Origin of the sequence: Amycolatopsis sp. WAC 04182, assembly GCF_003947465.1 — a bacterium.
In the GTDB taxonomy this organism is placed as follows: domain Bacteria; phylum Actinomycetota; class Actinomycetes; order Mycobacteriales; family Pseudonocardiaceae; genus Amycolatopsis.
Genome location: NZ_QHJJ01000005.1, coordinates 343034 through 362228 on the forward strand (window position 1 = coordinate 343034; position 19195 = coordinate 362228).

Annotated in this window: 20 protein-coding genes; 7 read left to right on the forward strand and 13 right to left on the reverse strand. The window is 69.2% G+C overall.

The window, feature by feature from the left end; genetic code table 11:
• The first annotated feature begins 10 nt into the window (after positions 1-10).
• Positions 11-604, forward strand: coding sequence for an RNA polymerase sigma factor (locus tag DMH01_RS27610; protein ID WP_125680417.1), 594 nt, complete (start codon positions 11-13; stop codon positions 602-604).
• Positions 601-1881 carry a hypothetical protein gene (locus DMH01_RS27615; protein ID WP_125680117.1) on the forward strand — a complete coding sequence of 427 codons (1281 nt, stop codon included), beginning with the start codon at positions 601-603 and terminating at the stop codon, positions 1879-1881. The genes DMH01_RS27610 and DMH01_RS27615 overlap by 4 nt, the downstream gene beginning before the upstream one ends.
• A gap of 362 nt (positions 1882-2243) precedes the next feature.
• Here DMH01_RS27615 and DMH01_RS27620 read toward each other — a convergent pair whose 3' ends face one another.
• On the reverse strand, positions 2244-2837 hold the full coding sequence (locus tag DMH01_RS27620) for a TetR/AcrR family transcriptional regulator (protein ID WP_125680118.1): 594 nt from the start codon (positions 2835-2837) through the stop codon (positions 2244-2246).
• A gap of 84 nt (positions 2838-2921) precedes the next feature.
• Between DMH01_RS27620 and DMH01_RS27625 the strand changes: the two genes are divergently transcribed.
• Genes DMH01_RS27625 through DMH01_RS27635 form a run of 3 tightly spaced genes read left to right on the forward strand, consistent with a single transcriptional unit; the run spans position 2922 to position 5330 of the window.
• Positions 2922-3323, forward strand: a complete 402-nt coding sequence (locus DMH01_RS27625) for a MerR family transcriptional regulator (RefSeq protein WP_125680119.1) — start codon at positions 2922-2924, stop codon at positions 3321-3323.
• Positions 3320-4303, forward strand: coding sequence for an aldo/keto reductase (locus DMH01_RS27630; RefSeq protein ID WP_199745645.1), 984 nt, complete (start codon positions 3320-3322; stop codon positions 4301-4303). The genes DMH01_RS27625 and DMH01_RS27630 overlap by 4 nt, the downstream gene beginning before the upstream one ends.
• Positions 4304-4328: 25 nt before the next feature.
• Positions 4329-5330, forward strand: a complete 1002-nt coding sequence (locus DMH01_RS27635) for an aldo/keto reductase (protein WP_125680120.1) — start codon at positions 4329-4331, stop codon at positions 5328-5330.
• A 50-nt stretch (positions 5331-5380) separates the two neighbouring features.
• Here DMH01_RS27635 and hisS read toward each other — a convergent pair whose 3' ends face one another.
• From hisS to DMH01_RS27675, 8 genes are all read right to left on the reverse strand, one after another.
• Positions 5381-6667, reverse strand: a complete 1287-nt coding sequence (gene hisS / locus DMH01_RS27640) for a histidine--tRNA ligase (protein ID WP_125680121.1) — start codon at positions 6665-6667, stop codon at positions 5381-5383.
• A gap of 10 nt (positions 6668-6677) precedes the next feature.
• Entirely contained in the window at positions 6678-7070 is a 393-nt protein-coding gene (locus tag DMH01_RS27645) for a hypothetical protein (RefSeq protein WP_125680122.1), read from the reverse strand.
• A 296-nt stretch (positions 7071-7366) separates the two neighbouring features.
• Entirely contained in the window at positions 7367-8557 is a 1191-nt protein-coding gene (locus DMH01_RS27650) for an amidohydrolase family protein (protein WP_125680123.1), read from the reverse strand.
• Positions 8554-9687 carry an MAB_1171c family putative transporter gene (locus tag DMH01_RS27655; protein ID WP_125680419.1) on the reverse strand — a complete coding sequence of 378 codons (1134 nt, stop codon included), beginning with the start codon at positions 9685-9687 and terminating at the stop codon, positions 8554-8556. Before DMH01_RS27655 ends, DMH01_RS27650 begins: the two co-directional genes overlap by 4 nt.
• On the reverse strand, positions 9684-10205 hold the full coding sequence (locus tag DMH01_RS27660) for a hypothetical protein (protein WP_125680124.1): 522 nt from the start codon (positions 10203-10205) through the stop codon (positions 9684-9686). The genes DMH01_RS27655 and DMH01_RS27660 overlap by 4 nt, the downstream gene beginning before the upstream one ends.
• A complete protein-coding gene (locus tag DMH01_RS27665) occupies positions 10202-10594 on the reverse strand; it encodes a helix-turn-helix domain-containing protein (protein ID WP_125680125.1) in 393 nt (130 codons plus the stop codon). Before DMH01_RS27665 ends, DMH01_RS27660 begins: the two co-directional genes overlap by 4 nt.
• Positions 10595-10954: 360 nt before the next feature.
• Positions 10955-11407 carry a flavodoxin family protein gene (locus DMH01_RS27670; RefSeq protein WP_125680126.1) on the reverse strand — a complete coding sequence of 151 codons (453 nt, stop codon included), beginning with the start codon at positions 11405-11407 and terminating at the stop codon, positions 10955-10957.
• A gap of 1 nt (position 11408) precedes the next feature.
• Positions 11409-13046, reverse strand: a complete 1638-nt coding sequence (locus DMH01_RS27675; protein WP_199745646.1) for a phospho-sugar mutase — start codon at positions 13044-13046, stop codon at positions 11409-11411.
• A gap of 29 nt (positions 13047-13075) precedes the next feature.
• Between DMH01_RS27675 and DMH01_RS27680 the strand changes: the two genes are divergently transcribed.
• Positions 13076-14233, forward strand: coding sequence for a glycosyltransferase (locus DMH01_RS27680; protein ID WP_125680127.1), 1158 nt, complete (start codon positions 13076-13078; stop codon positions 14231-14233).
• A gap of 72 nt (positions 14234-14305) precedes the next feature.
• Here the strand turns inward: DMH01_RS27680 and DMH01_RS27685 are convergent, their stop codons facing one another.
• Genes DMH01_RS27685 through DMH01_RS27695 form a run of 3 tightly spaced genes read right to left on the reverse strand, consistent with a single transcriptional unit; the run spans position 14306 to position 16486 of the window.
• Positions 14306-15091, reverse strand: coding sequence for a purine-nucleoside phosphorylase (locus DMH01_RS27685; RefSeq protein ID WP_034304710.1), 786 nt, complete (start codon positions 15089-15091; stop codon positions 14306-14308).
• A complete protein-coding gene (locus tag DMH01_RS27690) occupies positions 15084-15515 on the reverse strand; it encodes an ABA4-like family protein (RefSeq protein ID WP_125680128.1) in 432 nt (143 codons plus the stop codon). Before DMH01_RS27690 ends, DMH01_RS27685 begins: the two co-directional genes overlap by 8 nt.
• On the reverse strand, positions 15512-16486 hold the full coding sequence (locus DMH01_RS27695; protein ID WP_125680129.1) for a hypothetical protein: 975 nt from the start codon (positions 16484-16486) through the stop codon (positions 15512-15514). Before DMH01_RS27695 ends, DMH01_RS27690 begins: the two co-directional genes overlap by 4 nt.
• Before the next feature lie 74 nt (positions 16487-16560).
• Between DMH01_RS27695 and DMH01_RS27700 the strand changes: the two genes are divergently transcribed.
• The gene (locus tag DMH01_RS27700) at positions 16561-17235 is read left to right on the forward strand and encodes a MerR family transcriptional regulator (protein WP_233621692.1); all 675 of its coding nucleotides are present in this window, start codon (positions 16561-16563) and stop codon (positions 17233-17235) included.
• Between the two features lie 69 nt (positions 17236-17304).
• On the opposite strand, the gene DMH01_RS27705 is transcribed toward DMH01_RS27700, so the two are convergent.
• The gene (locus DMH01_RS27705; protein WP_125680130.1) at positions 17305-19071 is read right to left on the reverse strand and encodes a serine/threonine-protein kinase; all 1767 of its coding nucleotides are present in this window, start codon (positions 19069-19071) and stop codon (positions 17305-17307) included.
• Positions 19072-19195 lie beyond the last annotated feature (124 nt).

Here is a 19195-nt window from a genome sequence, read left to right on the forward strand (position 1 = left end):
GACCAGAACAGTGACCGGAACGGTGGGGGTGCCGGTGGACTCGAGCGAACCTCCTCCCGACAGGAGCGACACGGAGCTTTGGCGGGCGGCCGCGGGCGGTGATCACGCGGCGTTCACCGAGCTGTTCGAGCGCCACGCGCAGCCGGTGTGGAACCACGCCTACCGGCTCACCGGGTCGTGGGCGTCGGCCGAAGACCTGACGTCGACGACGTTCCTCACCGCCTGGCGGCGCCGGGCGGACATCACGCTCATCCGCGACAGCGCGTTGCCGTGGCTGTACACCGTCGCGGGGAACCTCGCGCGCAGCGAACACCGCAGCACCGGGCGGCGGCTCCGGCTCGTCCGGCGGCTACCCGAGCCCCGGTCGGTGTCCGACCACGCCGACACCGTCGTCGACCAGCTCGACGGCGAAGACCGCCTTCGGCAGGTGCTCGCCTTGGTCGCGAAGCTGCCGAAATCACAACGGAAAGCCGTCGAACTCTGCCTGCTCGGCGATCTCTCCTCCGCCGACGCCGCCGAACTGCTCGGCGTCGCCGAGGTGACCGTTCGCGCCCACATCTCGCGGGCCCGTACGCAGCTGCGGGCCGCCCTGGAGGAGAAATGACCGACGAACTCGGCCTGCCCGGCAGGCGCGAACTCCCCCCGGAAGTGCTCGACAACCTGCGGATGTCCCTGCGGGAGGGCATGGGAAAACCCGAGCGGCGGCGCTGGCCGATCGTCGCCGCCGCGGCCGCCGTCGTCCTGGTCCTCGCGGGTGCCCTGATCACGACCGTGCTCATCCGGGAGCCGGACGGACAGGGGCCCGTCGTCGCGAACCCTGACTTCTCCCTCGACTGGCCGAGGGCGGAGGAGGCGATGAACCGGTGCTGGGCCGTCGTCCAGTCCGAAGGGAGGGCGGCGAGCTTCCCGGCGCGGAACGCATGGGTGCCGCGGTTCACCGTCATCTCGCCGCCGGTCACCGTCGTCGCGATGACGGCGGACGACAAACCCTTCTTCTGCGAGACCACGCTGATGACGGCGACCGTGTCCGACCCGAACGCCGTTCCCGCCTACACCGACGGCGCGCGGACAGCGGCCCTGCTGATGACCCGGGCCGGGACGGTCGCGGGCATCGCCGATCCGGACTGGCCGAAACTTGAGTTGACGGGCCAGAACGAGGCATCACAGTCCATGCGGGACATCCCGGTCTTCCGGCCGGGGAACCTGTTCGTGCACATCGCGCCGATGAAGCCGTCGCGGACCACCTACGCGGTCGGGCCTACTCCCGGGGAACAATCCCGGCCGCCCGGGTACCAGGCGCCGTATCCCCTTCGGCCCGCGCCGGAGCCGGCCGCGTCGAGGCTCGACAAACCGGTGCTCCCGGTTCCCGACCGTGCCATGCCCGCGGGTGAGTTCTTCAAGGTGTGCACGGAGGGAGCGTCCGACACGGTGGCCGACGAGGACGCCTACCGGGTCGGCGCGTTACTCGAAGGCCAGGACGTCGGAGTGGTCGTCGCTCGCCTGGGTGGCCAGGCCATCGTGTGCCAAGGCGGGCTCGGGTACGCAGACGGGAAGACCGCGTACTACCGGGTCTTTCCCGATCCGCCGCGGTCCGCGGGGCCTGTGCGCACGTTGCGGGCCGAGACGGTCGGCAGGGTGGACCGGAACGGGAACCGCGTCCCGGTCCGGAACACGTACCTGGGAGTCGTTCCCGAGGCCGCGGCGGTCGTGAAGCTCGACTTCGGGACCGGCACGACGATCGACGCGACGGTCGCGGACGGGACTTTCGCGGCCTGGATCCCGGACGGGGTCAGTGATGACTTGGAGCACGCGCGGGTGAGCGTCACCGTCCTGGACGCTGCAGGGGCGACTCTGTACCAGGGCGCCCTTCCGCTCTACTGACCTGCGTTTAGCGGGCTAAACGCGATCCGGCCCGCTTGGGGTGCGCGTGAAGGCCCCCTTCCCTCGGCTCAGCCGAGGGAAGGGGGCCTTCACGCGCTTTGGGGTCGGTACATGAAGGGGTCCTTCACGGAGCTGGGCGCAAGGATGGGGGCCTTCATGTACTTGCGCGCTCGGCGTGGCCCACGGATCGCGATTAGCCCGCTAAACGCAGGTCGTGCCCCCGGGGCCATCGCCGAAGTCCGTGAAGGCCTCCTTGGGAGACCCAGAGTCCCTCAAGGAGGCCTTCACGGACCTGCACGCCAGGGCCCCAGCGCAGGCCGGCGCGAAGCGGGACGGATCGCGATTAGCCCGCTAAACGCAGGTCACCGCCGCAGCCAGCCCGCGGCGTTCACCCGCAGCGCGGTCTCGTAAGCCGTGCTCACGGTGTACTGCTCCGGAAGGTTCCCGTTCAGCTCCAGCGACACGAGCCCGTGCACGAAACCCCAGCACGCGACCGTGACGACCTCGGGCGGCACGTCGAGGAAGACGCCGTCGGCGACGGCCTTGCGGATCGTCCCCTCCAGCGGCGCCATCGTGGCGCGAGCCTGCTCGGACGTCTCCTCCGCCGGTTCGAAACCCGGCACCGACTTCGTGAACATGATCGCGTAGAGATGCGGGTCGGCCAGCGCGCTTTCCCGGTACGCGACGCCGAGCCGCACCAGGTCCTCGACCGGGTCGCCGCTCAGCGTGACCTTGGACATCCGGCGCCCGAAGCGGCGGAACCCCTCGGTGAACAGGGCGCTGACGAGGTCCGTTTTCCCGCCGAAGAGTGAATAGACCGCGGTGGTGGACGTGCCGACGTCGGCGGCCAGTTTGCGGAGGCTCAGCGCCTTGGGGCCGTCGGCCGAGATGAGTTCACCGGCGCGGTCCAGCAGTTTCAGCCGGAGGTTCTCGTCGTGCGTCCTGGGGCGGGGCATGTACGGAGGGTAGCGCAACGCTGTTATCAATCGCTCGGATTCGGAGTTGACCTGGAGCGCACTCCAGGTCGTACTGTCGTTCGCATGAGCTACTCGATAGCGGAAGCCGCGCGACGTAGCGGACTGTCCATCGACACTCTCCGGTACTACGAGCGCATCAAACTCGTCGAGCCCCCGGCGCGGGACGCCGCCGGGCGCCGCGCCTACACCGACGACGACCTCGGGTGGCTGGGGTTCCTGACCAAGCTCCGCCTGACCGGCATGCCCATCAAGCGGATGCGCGAGTACGCCTCCCTGCGCCACCACGGCGCGGCGAGCGCGGGGCGGCGCAAGGCGATCCTGGTCGACCAGCGCCAATCGGTCGCCGACCGGATCGCCGAGTTGCAGAACTGCCTCGACATCCTCGACTACAAGATCGACCACTACGACCAGGTGGAACGCAAGGTGCTCGGCACCGGAGCCACCGTGGAGGGAATTTCAGCGTGATCAGCACCAGGAGGCTCGGCGGGCTGGAGGTCGGCGCGCAGGGGCTCGGCTGCATGGGGATGAGCCAGGCCTACGGCGTCCGCGACGACGACACGGAGTCGATCGCCACCGTCCACCGTGCCCTCGAGCTGGGCGTGACCCTGCTCGACACCGCGAACGTCTACGGCGCGGGAGCGAACGAGGAGCTGGTCGGCCGCGCGATCGCGGGCAAGCGGGACCAGGTCGTGCTGGCGACCAAGTTCGGCATCGTCTGGGACAAGGACGGCGGGATGTCCGCTCGCGGCGACGCGGCGTACGTCAAGCAGAGCTGCGAAGAGTCCCTTCGACGGCTGAACGTCGACCACATCGACCTCTACTACCAGCACCGCGTCGACCCGAACACGCCGGTCGAAGAGACCTGGGGTGCGCTCGCGGAGCTGGTCCAGGAGGGGAAGATCCGGTTCGCCGGAATCTCCGAGGCCGGTGCCGAGACTATCCGTCGCGCGCACGCCGTCCACCCGGTGACGGCGCTGCAGAGCGAGTGGTCCCTGTGGACCCGCGGCATCGAAGGCGAGATCCTCTCGACCGTTCGCGAGCTGGGCATCGGCGTCGTGCCGTTCTCGCCGCTCGGCCGCGGGTTCCTCACCGGCAGCGTGACGTCGGTGAAGGACCTGCCGGCGGACGACATGCGCCGCGGGCTTCCCCGGTTCGCCGAGGGGAACTTCGAGCGCAACATGGCCATCGTCGACGCTTTGCGCGCGCTGGCGGAGCAGAAGGGCGTCACCGCCGGCCAGCTCGCGCTGGCTTGGGTGCAGGCGCAGGGTGACGACGTCGTGCCGATCCCGGGCACCAAACGCCGCAAGTACCTCGAAGAGAACGCCGCCGCCGCGGACCTGAAACTGTCCGAAGTGGACATCGAGGCCATCGAAAAGGCCGCGCCCGCCGAGGCGATCGCCGGTGAGCGTTACCCGGAGCGGCTCGCCCGCGCCGCCGGTAAGTAAAACCCAGAGAATTGCGAGAGAGATCATGACGGGTTCCACCCTGCCCACCCGCAGGCTCGGCACGCTGGAAGTCGGCGCGCAGGGGCTCGGCTGCATGGGCATGAGCGAGTTCTACGGCCAAGGTGACGACACCGAATCGATCGCGACGATCCACCGCGCGATCGAACTGGGCGTCACTCTGATCGACACCGCCGACATGTACGGCTTCGGCCGCAACGAGGAACTGGTCGGCCGCGCGCTGGCAGGCAAACGGGACCAGGTGGTGCTGGCGACCAAGTTCGGCATCGTGCGCGACGAGGAGGATCCCTCGAAGCGCGGGATCCGGGGCGACGAATTCTATGTGCGCCAACAGGTCGAGGCTTCGCTTCGCCGGTTGAACGTCGACCACATCGACCTCTACTACCAGCACCGCGTCGACCCGGACGTGCCGATCGAGGAGACCGCGGGCGCGCTGTCCTCGCTGGTCGAGCAGGGGAAGATCCGGCACATCGGGCTGTCCGAGGCCGGTGCGGAGACGATCCGGCGGGCGCACACCGTGCATCCGGTGACGGCCGTGCAGACCGAGTGGTCGCTGTGGTCGCGCGACATCGAGAACGAGGTCGTCCCGGTCTGCCGTGAACTCGGCATCGGGCTGGTGCCGTATTCCCCGCTGGGCCGCGGTTTCCTCACCGGTCGCTTCAAGTCCAAAGAGGACTTCGCGGAGGGCGACTTCCGTCAGACGACCCAGCCGCGGTTCGCCGAGGGCAACCTGGAGCGGAACCTGGCGATGGTCGAGGCACTGCGCGCGTTGGCCGAGCAGAAGGGCGTCACCGCCGGCCAGCTCGCGCTGGCTTGGGTGCAGGCGCAGGGTGACGACGTCGTGCCGATCCCGGGTACCAAGCGCCGCAAGTACCTCGAAGAGAACGTCGCGTCCGTCGGTCTGAACCTGAGCGCCGAGGACGTCGCCGCGATCGAGGAGGCGGTGCCCGCAGACGCGGTCGCGGGGGAGCGCTACCCCGAAGCGGCCATGCGCATGCTGTCCCGCTGAACACGACAAAGCCGGCGCCCCGATCAAGGGGCGCCGGCTTTGTAGCGTTGTCAGAGCAGGGAGTTGACCGCGTCGACCACGCCGTCGACGGCCACGGTCTGTTGCTCGCGGGTCGCGAGACCGCGCACGGTCACGTTCCCGGCGTCCCAGTCCTCCTGGCCCACGATCACCACGGCCCGCGCCCCGGCCTTGTCCGCCCGGGTGAGTTCCTTGCCCAGCTTGCGAAGCTCGACGGGCGTGGACGTGCGCAGCCCGGCCTTCCGGAGCCGTCCCGCGACCTCGCGGGACGCGTCGGTGAGTTCTTCGATCACCGGGATCACCACGACGTCGACCTCGCTGCGCGGTTTCGGGGTGAGGCCGTGCGTGTCGAGGAAGTCGATCAGCGTGACGTCGCCCATGCCGAAGCCGATCCCGGGGATCTGCTGCGACGTGAACAACGACGCCAGGTCGCTGTACCGGCCGCCGCCGAAGAGGGCGCGACGGTTCTCCGGAGAGGTGTCGAAGACCTCGAACACGGTCGACGTGTAGTACGCGAGCCCGCGCACGATCATCGGATCGAAGGTGATCAGGTCCGCGGCGCCGCTGTTCAGCACCTTGACCAGGTTCGAGTTCTCCTTGACCTGGTCCGGCAGCTCGTCGAGCAAGGCCGCGCCGGAGGTCAGGATCTCGGTCAGCTTCTCGAACTGCTTGTCGGTCAGCCCGATCTCGGCCGCGGTGTCGCTCAGCTTCGTCCGGTCCGACTTCTCCCAGCGGTCCACCAGGGTGAACACCTGCGGCAGTTGCTCCGCGGTCACTCCGACGATGTCGGTGAGCGCCGACGAGAGCAGGTTCCGGTCGTTGGCCCGCACCTGGAACATGTCCGGGGTCGCGCCGAGCGCGCTCATCATGTCGTGGACGAGTTCGAAGATCTCGATCTCGCAGTTCGCGCTGTCCGAACCGAAGATGTCCGCGTTGATCTGCCAGTGCTCGCGGACCCGGCCACGCTGCGGCCGCTCGTAGCGGTGGCAGTTCGGGTGGCTGTACCAGCGCACCGGGAACTGCAGCGACTTGGCGTTGCCCGCGATCATCCTGGCGACCGACGGCGTCATCTCCGGGCGCAGCGCCAGCCGCTCGCCGCCCTTGGTGGTCAGCGTGTACAGCTGCTGGTCCGCGATCTCCTGCCCGGACTTCCGCTCGTAGATCTCGGCGGGTTCGAGGATGGGCCCGTCGTAGCGGAGGAATCCCCGCAGTTCGAGCACGTCGTAGAGATGGCCGAACACCTGCGTCCGGACGGACATCTCGGCGGGCAGGAAGTCGCGGGTCCCCTTGGCGGGGGCTGTCGGCAGGTATTCAGGCACGTCAACAAGCTTAACCAGCGAAGGCGACGCCGTACGCGGTGGTCAGGATCGCCGCTCCGAGCAGCACCGCCCCGGCGCTGGTGACCCGCCCGCCGAGCTTGCCCTTGCCCGGCGCCAGGTGCAGGAAGAAGCCGCCGGACTGGGCGAGCACGCCGAACAGCAGCAGGAAGCAGACGATCCACAGCGCGGCGGCCGGGAGCCCGGTCTGCCCGAGGATCTGCAGGACGACCAGCGCGAGAACCAGCAGGACACCGGCGTGCGCGTGGCCGGCGCGGAACATCCCGCGCTGGTGTTCGGTCAGCTTCTTGTCGCGCAGGACACCCATCAGCGCATAGCCGCCGTACATCACCGTCGGCAGGGAAATGAGCGCGATGACGGTGAACAGTTTGATCGGTTCTTCCATGAGACAACGATAACACTGTTTTAAAACACTGTCACCAAACCTGTCCGTTCGACGGCCGGGATGAGGCGAGTGGGTCGTGAGTGGTGATTCAGGTTCTCTTGGCTGTCAAGACGGTGCCGGGTGTCGTGAAGGGGACTTTCGCCGCATCGGATGCGGGGAAAGTCCCCTTCGCAACTGCCCTTGGCAGTGCCGCCCCCTGTGTCCCCTTACGGCCGCGGTGCTGGTGTCGCGAAAGTGGCTTTCGCGACACGTCTTGACCACGAGGCACCCGTCGGCGTCGAGTAGACCGGACTCGATCAAGCCGAGCCGCTCGCCACCATCCCGCGCGCAAGCACCAGGCGGACGTTCCGGAGCGCGGAAAGATCGGCGAGCGGATCGCCGTCGACCACCAGGACGTCGGCGCTCAGGCCGGGGGCGAGCCGCCCGGTGACGTCGCCGAGGCCGAGCCCGGCGGCGGAGTCCTCGGTCGCGATCTCGAGGATCCGGCGCCTGCCGAAACCGAGCCATTCGTAGAGTTCGAGGGCCCCGACGGGGTCGTCGAAGACCGAGCCGGGCAGCCCGGCGTCCGTCCCCGCCAGCAGTGGGACGCCCAGCTCCTCCAGCCAGGACAGCCGTCCGTACACGGTTTTCGCGAGTTCCTCGCCCATGCGCTCGGCCAGCATCCGCCAGTTGCGGCTGCTCGTCGAACACGCCGCGATGCCCTCGGCCGCCATGCGCTTGGCGACGCCTTCACGCCTGTCCTGCCGCTGGGGCCCGGTCATCCAGGTGCAGTGCTCGATCGTGCGGACCCCCGCCTCGACCGACGCTTCGATCGCGTCGGAGCCGTGGGCGTGCGCCGCGACCGGGAGCCCGTGGCGTGCAGCGTGCTCGACGATCAGGCGCAGCGCCCGGACGTCGAACTGCGACTCCCACATGTCCGCGCCGCCCTCGGTGATCTGGCCGCCGCTGGCCATCACCTTGATCACGTCCGCGCCGGCGGCCGCGTTGGCGTCGATCATGGCCCGGATCGCGGCGTCGTCCGCGACCTCGCCGCCGAAGAAGTGGCAGTGTCCTTTGAGGACGGTCAAGGGCGATCCCGCGGTCAGCAGACGCGGCGCGGCGGTGCCTTCGAGTTCCGCCCGGACCCGCGCGCCCAGCGCGTCGCGATCGCCGAGATCCCGCACCGTCGTGACGCCGCTGCGCAGCAACTGCCCCAACCGGTCCTTGGCGCCCGCGCGGAGAGCGTCGTCGCTGCTCGCCAGGAAGTTCGGCAGCATCTCGCGCGAGGCGTCGAAGGCCAGGTGCACGTGGGCGTTGAACAGGCCGGCCAGCAGCGTCGCTCCGGGGAAGTCGAGCCTTTCGGCCTCCGGCGACGCCTGGGCCACGACCTCGGCCCGAGGGCCCGCCGCGAGGATCCGGCCGCCCTCGACGAGAACGGCTCCGTCTTCGACCGGTGTGCTCGGCCGCGGCAGAACACGTTCCGCCGTCAGCAGAAGTTGTGCGGTCATGCCTCGCTCCTGGAGACGGCGGCGGACAGGGCGAGCAGCGGCCGCACATCGGATTCGATGTCGGTGGCGCCGCCGGGGAGCACGAGTTTCGCCCGCCCGTCGGTCTCCTCACCCGCGGTCTGCCTGGCGATCGCCGTCTTCAGCGCTTCCGCCGCCGCCCGCGGATCGTCGGCGGCGAGCGCGGTGAGATCGGTTTCCAGGTAGGGGCTCAGCTGCACGAGCCCGTCCCGGATCTCGATCACGCGGCGGTAGTAGCGGCGGTGGACCGTGCGCGGGCGCCACCGTTCCCACCTGCCCTGCGGCGTGGTCCGGAGCACGATGTTCGGGTAGATCCCGGCCAGCGCGGTCCACAGCGGGGTGAGCTCGTCGTGGTGGCGCCGGTGCTGGCGACGGCGGCGCAGCGCGGCGAACCGCGCACGGGCGCCGGGATAGGTGATCCCGGCGAGGAAGAGCACGATCCCGAGCAGTACCAACGGGACGGCGACGGTGAGCAGAAGCGGGACCGACGGCCCGAACGCCCACGCGATCACGATGTAGAGCGCGCGGAACACACTGCCGACGGACAGGCAGATCAGCCCGGCGGCGCTGAGTTTCAGCCCGGTCTTCAGATGGCGGTCCGCGGTGCGGATGTAGCGGAAGATCCACCAGGCGCACGCGGCGAGGCCGTAGATCAGGTAGATCCCGGCACCGAGGTAGAACAGCGCCACCCCGGGCACGTGCACGAGCTTCGGGCTCAGCGCGAGCCCGCGCACCTCCGGTGGGGTGAGGGCCATGGCGACCAGCATCAGCGCGATCGCGCCGGAGAGCGGGACGAGCTCGAACAGGACACGCCCCGGCCTGCGTGGGCCCAGCGCGGAGCCGAGGAACACGATCAACAGCGCGCACACCCCGATGGCGAGCATGATGTTGTTGACCAGGCGGCCCGTGCCCCGGCCCGTCAGCCCGTCGAGCCAGCCGGAGATGACCTTCTGCTGCGCGAGGAAGGACCCGGCGACGCAGACGATCGTGATCGTGATCGCCCAGTTCGGCAGCAGCCGGGGCGCCCGGTACGTCTGGTAGATCCGCCAGGCGAGCGCCGTCGCGAACAGCACCATCGCCACGACGTTGAGAGGGGAGAACAGCGAGTTCACAGCCACCCTTGATGGTCGCCCAGCGCGCCTTGGACGCGGCGGACGTCATCGTCGTCGGCGCGACGGGGAATCGTGTAGTTCAAGACCGACGCCCATTCGAGGATGATGGTCGCCACGGTCTCGGCTTCCCATTCGTGCGCCTCATCGTAGGAGGTGCGGCGTAAAGCGCGGTGTACCGCGTCCCCGTCGAGCCCCGGGGAGGGGCCGCGCAGGAAGTCGGCGGGTTCGGCGTCGCCACCGGGATGATGATCGGCGAGCATATGCCCGAGTTCGTGCAGGATGATGTGATCCTGGTGGGACTTCGTGGTCTCCTGCTGGAAGAAGATGTAATCCGCCGAACCGGTGGCGATCCAGCAGCCGAACGGGCCGGGGACCTCCAGCGGATACGGCATCAGCCGGATCGGCCTGCCCCGCTGTTCGCCGAGCCGCTCGCAGAGCACGCCGACGTCGAGCGGCGGCTCGATGTCGAGCTTGTTCAGCATCTTGCGGCAGCGTTTGCGGAGCTCCCGTTCCTTCATCGGCTTTCGTCCGGCTGGTCGCGCTCGGCCCGTTCGTAGCGCTCGACGAGCTCCAGCAGGTCCATGACCTGGCGACGGCCTTGCGGGGAAAGCTCCTGCGCGCGCATGGCCATGAGCTTCGCCTCTCCGACGGGCTGCGGTTCCTGGTCTTCGAAGAAGTAGGTGATCGGGACCCCGAACAGTTTCGCCAGCGCCTCGACGTAGTGGATCTTCGGGTTGACGCGTTTGCCCGTGGCGAGCTGCTGGAGGTACGCGGGCGACATGGTGGGCCCGCCGGCGCGATCGATCGCCGCGGACAGCTCGCGATAGCTGTGCGGGGCGCCTTCCTCCGCGCGCGCCGAATCGATCAGCGCGCTCAGTTTCTGCGCGAAGGTCTGATACGGAGACATGACCCCCCATCCGTTCCCTGGTCCCGTTCCGTAGTGGGAGTGTAACGCGATACAGCCTGTCCGCAGCTGTTGACAGCCTATGTATGCAGTGGTTTACAGTTGTCAAGCGGTTTCGTGCCGTGTCCGGTCTCTCACTCCGGAATCCGTGCCCTGGGGGTGTACGGACGCCGGAGTGAGAGCCGTTTTTCCCGGTGGGTGCACAAGATCGTGCCGGATGTAGTACGCTGAGGCAGCCAAGGTTGATCGCCGTCACGGCGAACCCTTGGTCTCGGCCTGTTGCCGGAGGTCGACCCCCAGGGCTTCCGGTGACAGGCCTCTTACTTTTTCCCCGCATTCAGTCCTACGAATTGCGCCAAGGGGTCAGGGCATCAGGGTGGCGGCCAGGGTGCCGCCCAGTTCGAAACAGGCTTCCAAATCCGCTTTGCCCGGTTCTCCGGTGACGAGTACCGGAGAGGCCGCGCTCTCCCAGCCGAGTCCCGTGGTGATGCTCTCGATCCCGCGCACGGTGCCGGCGGTGTCGTTGTTGCCGTGCACGAAGAATCCGAACGGCCGGCCCCGCGTGGCATCCAGGCACGGGTAGTAGACGGTGTCGAAGAAATGCTTCAGCGCGCCCGACATGTACCCCAGATTCGCCGGGGTGCCGAGCAGGTAGCCGTCGGCGTCCAGGACGTCGGGCACGGTCGCGCCCAGCGCCGCGCGGCGCACGACGTCGACGCCCTCGATGTCCGGATGGTTCGCGCCGGAAAGCACGGCCTCGAACATCGCCTGCGTCGACGGCGACGGCGTGTGGTGGACGATCAGCAGCTTCGGCATTTCACACCAGCCGGGACTCGATGTCGGTTCGCAGCGCGGACAGCCGGGCGCCGGCGGCGGCGCGTGCCTCGGCGAGGTCGCCGGTCACCGGCTCCTTGACCTGAAGGTACGCCTTCAGTTTCGGCTCGGTCCCGGACGGCCTGATGACGACGCGCAGGCCCTCGCCGGTCAGGCGGAGGACATCGGCGTCGGGCAGGAGATCCTCCATCGTGACGTCGGTGCCGCCCAGCGACGCCGGGGGCGTGGCGCGCAGGCCCGCCATCAGCCGCTCCCGCACCGACAGGTCGGTGACCCGCAACGAGACCTGATCCGTCACGTGCACCCCGTGCTTCACGGACAGCTCGTCGAGGACGTCCAACGGCCCGCGGCCCGCTGCCCGCAGGGAAGCGGTCAACGCCGCGGCGAGCACGCCGGCGGCGATGCCGTCCTTGTCGCGTACGAAACCGGGGTTCACGCAGAGGCCGAGGGCCTCTTCGTAGGCGAAGACGAGCCCTTCGCCCGCGCGGACCAGCCATTTGAAGCCGGTCAGTGTCTCCGCGTAACGCGCCCCGAATTCCTTCGCGATTTCGCCGAGCATCGACGACGAAACGATCGTCGTGGCCACGAGCGGATCAGCGGTGTCCACAGTGGACAGGACGTGCCAGCCGAGGAGTACGCCGGTTTCGTCGCCGCGCAGCATCCGCCACGAACCGTCCCGCTCGCGCACGCCCAGCGCGCAGCGGTCGGCGTCGGGATCGAGCGCGATGGCCAGATCCGCGTCCACTCCGGACGCCAGCGTCAGCAAAAGGTCCGTCGCGCCCGGTTCTTCCGGATTCGGGAAGGCGACCGTCGGGAAGTCGGGATCGGGCGTGGCCTGCTCGGCCACCAGGTGGAGATCGCCGAAACCGGCGCGCTCGAACGCGGCGCGCAGGGTGTCCGCGCCGACGCCGTGCAACGCCGTCGCGGCGACCTTGACCTCGCGCTCCGGGCCATGCGGCAGAAAGGCGACCTTCGCGAGGTACGCGTCCAGGAGTTCGCCGCCCAGCACCTCGGCGCCCGGCTCGCGCGGCACGCTGATCGCCGGGGGAGCGGCTTCGATGGCCCGTTCGATCTGACCGTCCGAAGGCGGGACGATCTGGCCGCCCGACGCGTCGTAAAGCTTGTAGCCGTTGTCGGCGGGGGGATTGTGCGACGCGGTGATCTGGATGCCCGCGACCGCGCCGAGTTTCAGCACCGCGAACGCGAGCACCGGGGTGGGCAGCGGGCCGGGCAGCGTCTTCACCGCGAACCCGGCGGCCGTCAGCACCTCCGCGGCGGCTTCGGCGAAGGCTTCCGAACCATGCCGCGCGTCGCGGCCGACCACCACGACGCCACCCGCATGTCCTTGCGCGGTCAGCCAGGCCGCGACCCCGGCCGTGGTCCGGGTCACGACCGCGACGTTCATCCCGTTGGGGCCCGCGCGCACCGGGCCGCGCAACCCGGCGGTGCCGAATTCGAGCGGGCCCGCCATCCGGTCCGCGAGTTCGTCCGCCGCGCCCGCTTCGCCGCCCATCGCGCGCGCGAGGATGTTCTGCAGCTCGACGCGGGAATCGTCGTCCGGGTCGTCGGCGATCCAGCGGAACGCCCGATCCCGCAGCTCCGAGGTCAAGGAAGTCGTCACCGAGTCAGCCTACGGGTACGTTGGGGAGGGTGCGATTGATCTTCACTTCTCTGGTGAGTCATGGTCATCTCTATCCCCTACTACCGCTCGCCGTCGCCGCTCGCGACGCCGGGCACGAAGTCCTGTTCGCCACGGGTGACGACATGCTCCCGGTGGTCGAAAAGGCCGGGCTGGCAACGGAAAGCGCCGGATTCGGCATGCGGGAGGCGTTCGAGTCGGTCGCCGGGCCCGACGCCCCCAAACCCAACGCCTCCGATGCTCCGCCCGAGTCGTTTCATCCCATTATCGGCGAAGTGTTCGGAAAGGTGATGCCTCGGCGGTTCGTCGCCGATCTCACGCCGTTGCTGGAACGGCACCGGCCGGATCTCGTGGTCTACGAAAGCGGCAACGCCGGGGGCGCCATCGCCGCCCACCTCGCGGGCATCCCCGCGATCGGGCACGGCTTCGGCCGGTTCTCGCCGGACGACGTCATGGACGTCATTTTCGGCCGCATCGCGGAATTCGCCGCGGAGGTCGGTCTCGACGGTGTGAACCTGCCTTCCTTCGGCGACCCGGTCGTCGACATCTGCCCGGAATCGGTGCAGGCGCCCGAGTTCCTGGCCGAAGCGAACAGGATCCCGTTGCGTCCCGTCGGGTGGGCCGAGCCGGGTGACCTCCCGGTGGGCGTGGTCGGCCGGGACAAGAGCCGTCCGCTGATCTACCTCACCCTCGGGACGGCTTTCGGCAACGAAAACGTGTTGAAGCGGGCCATCGGCGGTCTGGCGCGGCTCGACGCGGACGTCATCGTGGCGGCGGGCCCAACGGTGGAGCCGGCAGCGCTGGGCGACGTCCCCGGCAATGTCCGCGTCGAGGCCTGGGTGCCGCAGGTCGATCTCCTGCCGCACGTCGACCTCGTGGTCCACCACGGCGGCAGCGGGACGACGCTCGGGGCCTTCGGCGCCGGGCTGCCGCAACTGGTGCTGCCGCAGGGGGCGGATCAGTTCACCAACGCCGAAGCCGTGATCGCGGCTGGTGTCGGTATGCGGCTGATCGGCGCCGACGTCGTCGAGGACGCCATCTCCGAGCAGGCGCGAAAGCTGCTCACGGACGAAACGGTGCTCGGCGCGGCGCGGAAACTCGCCGACGAGGTCGCCGCGATGCCGTCGCCCGCGGAGGTCGCTCAGCGGCTTCCCGAGTTCGCCGGCTGAGAAGTGCCCCGGATGTCATGAAAGGGTCGTTCAGGACGAAAGATGTCCTGAACGACCCTTTCATGACACTTGTCAGGCGCGGGCGACGAGTTCCTTGAGCAGGGTGCCCATGCGGGTGGCGGACTGGCGGCCCGCCTCGAGGACCTCTTCGTGGTTCAGCGGTTCCCCGGTCATCCCGGCCGCCAGGTTGGTCACCAGCGAAAGCCCGAACACCTCGACCCCGGCGGCGCGGGCGGCGATGGCCTCCAGCACCGTCGACATGCCGACGAGGTCGGCGCCGAGCGTCCGCAGCATGTGGATCTCCGCCGGCGTCTCGAAATGCGGCCCGGTCAGTCCCGCGTAGACACCTTCTTCCAGCGAAGGGTCGATTTCGCGGGCGATGTCGCGCAGCCGCTTCGCGTACAGGTCCGTCAGGTCGACGAAGTTCGCGCCGACGATCGGCGAGCGCGCGGTCAGGTTCAGGTGGTCGGAGATCAGCACCGGCTGCCCGACGCGGAAGCCCTCGCGCAGGCCGCCCGCGGCGTTGGTCAGCAGCACCGTCCTGGCGCCCGCCGCCGCGGCGGTGCGCACGTTGTGGACGACCGGGTCGATTCCCTTGCCCTCGTAGAAATGCGTGCGGCCCAGCAGGATCAGCGCGCGCTTCTCGCCGACGCGGACCGACCGGACGGTTCCCCCGTGCCCGACCGCGCCCGGCGCGACGAATCCGGGCAGCTCGCCCAGCGGGATCTCCGCCTCGGGCTCCCCGATGACGTCCGCCGCCGGGCGCCAGCCCGAACCGAGCACGACGGCGATGTCGTGCTTCTCGACGCCGGTGCGTTCGGCGATGGCGGCGGCCGCCGCGACCTCGTTCTCACTCATGCGACGAGCGTATCCGGACGGTTCTCACGAGCAGGAACGCCACCAGCCCGAACGGGGACAGGAAGATCGTGAGCGCCAGGATCGGGCCGGTCACCAGCGGGTGGATCCGGTGCTCGCGGGATTCGAGGTACATCCAGCGGGCGATGAACAGGTCGAAGGCGATCAGATGGGCCCAGATCGTGGCCGCCCCGTACGGCGTGCCGGTGAACGCGGCGAGCACGTCGAGGTCCGGCCTGCTGACCGCCGTCCAGAGCTCGCCGAGATGCGCGATGGCGAGCACGAAGTACGGGATCAGCGGGAGCAGCGGCGTCCAGGGCGAGGACATGATCCGGCGGGTCCACGACCAGCCCGGCAGGAAGATCATCAGCAGCCAGAACGGCGTCGCCAGCGGGAAGGTCCAGGTGAACAGCGTCTCGACGCTCATCGGACGGAGCCCTCCAGCTCCCGGTCCCTCGACGGCCGCCCGATCGCGATTAGCCCGCTAAAGGCGACGCCCGCGATCAGGAGGGCGAAGGCGGTGAGGGTCTGGCCATCGGGCGCGACGATCGACTGGCCGCGCAGCGCCTGCCAGGTGAGCAAGGCGAGAAGGCCCGCGTAGCCGACGCCGGCGATCACCACGAGCCGCAGCCTGAGGACGTCGTCGCGAAGCCGCGGGTAGCGCGCCGCCAGGACGCCGAGGACGAGCGCGAGCAGCGGAAGCGCCTGGAGTCCGTGCAGCCCGAGGAAATGCGGGATCCGCAGGTCGCCGCCGACCGTGCTCCAGCCGAGGATCGGCAGGCCGGGGCCGCCGTCGGGGAGCCCGACGGTATGCGCGCCGAGCATCGCGGACTGGCCGGTCGCGTCGAGCGCGGCCTGCTGGTCCGGGGTCGGGGGGCCCATCAGTGTCGCCAGCGAGATCCCGATCATGCCGAGGAGCGCGCCGATCCGGGCCGCCCACGCGGTCGGGCGGTCGGGGAGCCGGGTGAACATCACGGCGATCGTCAGGACGAGGTTGACCGCCCAGAGCACGGCGATCATCCGGCCCATGATCTGGAAGATCGTGATGTCCAGCGGGGTCTCGTTGTTGAAGTGGCTCGCGCGGACGCGGGCGGCCTGGAAGATCATCAGCACGTACTCGGCCGTGAAGATCACGACGAGCGCGTTCACCAGCCAGTTCGCGGTCCGCCGGAACTTGGGCAGCAGCGAGACGAGCCAGCTCCAGGTGAAGAAGTACAGCACGGCGGAGACGGCGAACTTGAACGGTTTCGCCCAGATCGGCGCGCCGCTCAGCGTCCGCTGGTCGATCAGCAGCGCCAGCACGCACAGCACGGTGATGACGGCGAAGGCTTGGGCGAGCCGGTACGAACCCCGGTGCCAGGTGCGGGTTCTCTCGCGGAGATCGGTCAAGATGGTCATGAATCCTCCCAGAACGGATAGTGAAGCTCTCCGTTATGGGAAGTTAAACTATCCATCCTGAGAAGTCTTCAGGGATGCCCCTGGAACCGTCCCCGAGATCGGAGAACGCACGCGTGCGGATGGCCGAACTGAGCGAAAAAGCCGGGCTTCCGGTCGCCACGATCAAGTACTACCTGCGGGAGGGGCTGCTCCCGCCGGGTGAGCGGACCAGCCCCAACCAGGCGAGGTACGACGACGGGCACGTCCAGCGGATCAAGCTGATCAGGGCATTGATGGAGGTCGGCGGCCTTTCGCTCGGGACCGTCGGCGAGGTGCTCGCCGCGGTCGACGCCGGGGAAGCCAGCCCCCACCACGTCCTCGGCATCGCCCAGCAGGGCATCACCGCCTCCCGGCAGGTCGTCGACGACGAAGCCAGGGAATGGGCGCTCGCCACGGTCCGTGACCTCGCCGAACGCCGCGGCTGGCCCTGCAAATCCGACGACGACCTGGTCATCCAGGCCCTGGTCGGCGTCCTGTGCGCGATCCGCGAGGTCGGGCACGACTGGTATCTCGACAAACTCGACGCCTACGCCGAGATCGCCGACCGGATCGCCGATCTGGACCTCGAAGGGATCGCCGGGATCGAGTCGCTGGAGAAGATCATCGAGATCGCCGTCGTGGAAACGGTGCTCGGGGACAGGCTGCTCTCGGTGTTGCGGAGGTTGGCGCAGCAACGTGCCTCGAAGGCCTACTTCGCTCGGGAGGGCTGAAGGACGCTTTCCCCGCATCTCACGCGGTGAAGGGCGCTTTCCTCACATCGCATGCGAGGAAAGCGTCCTTCAGCCGTCGACGATGAGGGAAAGCGCCACGGGCTCGAAGATCGCGGTCTTCGCGGAGTTCTCCTGCTCGATCGGCGACGTCACCGAGAGGATCCAGAGGTCCGTGCCGCCGCTGAACAGGTCCATGTACGTCGTGCGGGTGATGCTCTCGTTCACGGCGTCCCGGCTGCCGGCGGCGCGCTCGGTCGTCCGGTAGGTGTACCGCTGGCTGTTGTCGCCCCGGCCGGGCACGGTGGTCGGCTCGCCGATGGGGGACATCTCCGGGTGCTGGCTCTTCAACCAGCTGAAGTAGGCGGGCGGCGGGCTGCTCGACAGGAAACCGCTCAGCCGCTCGATCCGGATGACCTGGCGGCCGTCGGGCGAGACGTACTGGACCACGGTGCTCGGCACGCCCTTGGTGACATGCGGCGCGACGAACTTCTGCCAGCCTTCCGGGACGCCGAGGCTGAACCGGCCGCCCTTGAGGCCGTTCACCGTGCTGGCGTCACCCTGCTGCGTGATCAGTTTCGGCGGCGGCTGGGTGATGACCGTGTCGCCCTGCTGCAGCTTCTCCGGTGGCCGCAGGTCCTGCCCGCCGACGGCCCTGGCCAGCACGAATCCGCCGCCCGCGGCCAGCAGGAAGAGGACGACCGACGCGAGCGCCAGCACCACCGTGCCCACCGTGGACCGGCCCGGTGCGCGGGGCGGCGGCGGGGTGACGGTCGGCATCGGCGGTGGTTCGGCGGGAGGCGCCGGCGCGGGCTGGTTCAGGAACGGCAGTGGTCCGGGGTCGGCGGCGAGTTCGGAACTCGTGCCCTCGCCCGGCTTTTCGGGCGCGACCGGCTTGAGCACCTGGGTGTCGGTCGCATCGAGATGCGCGGTGGTCTTCTTGCCGTCGGGCGTGTGGAACAGCTCGGCGGGGAAGAGGTCGATGAGTGTCTTGGCCTGCAACGGGTACAGCCGCCGCCGCACCTCGCGCAGGGTGATCCGCTTCGACGGCTCCTTCTTCATGAGCGCGCCGATCACGTCGGCCAGCGGACCGGGGCCGGGCTTCGGCACCTTCCCGTTGACGACCTTGCCGACCGTTTCGAGCGGGTCGCCGTCGGCGTCGTAGGGCGGCGAACCCTCGATGGCGGCGAACAGCGTCGCGCCGAGACCCCAGAGATCGGCGGCGGGGACGACGGCGCCGCCGGACGCGACCTCGGGCGCGATGTAGGCGGGCGAGCCCAGCATCATCCCGGTCCGGGTCATGGTGGCTTCGGAGACGTTGCGCGCGATGCCGAAGTCGGTGAGCTTGATGCGGCCGTCACCCGCGACGAGGACGTTGCCCGGTTTGACGTCACGGTGGGTGATGCCGGCGGCGTGCGCGGCTTCGAGCGCGGACGCCACCGCGATGCCGACCGCCGCCGCCTGCTCGACCGTCAGCGCCCCGTGGTCGCGCAGGATATGCGCGAGGCTGCGCGACGGCAGCAGCTCCATGACCACGAACGGCTCGTCGTTCTCGCGCGCGACGTCGTGCAGGATGATCACGTTCGGGTGACTCAGGACGGCGATCGCGCGGGCTTCGCGCAGGGTCCGCTCGCGCAGTTCGTCGGCCTGCGACGCCGGCACGCCGGGCGGGAGGCGGACCTCTTTGACCGCGACGGGACGGTGCAGGAACTCGTCGTAGGCCGACCAGACCGTGCCCATCGACCCTGATCCGATGACCGAGCGCAACCGATATCGCCCGGCGACCACACGCTTCTCGTCGCCGGGACTCTCGCTGGGCTCGGGGGTGTCGGACGGCACGGCCCAATTGTGGCGTATGCCCGTGTGAGGGACCCATGCGCCGTGCCCTGTCGGAGTGAACAGGCCACCCCTTCGGCGCGACTAGCGTCACAGGTAACGCCACTTGAGGGCCGTTAGCATCGAT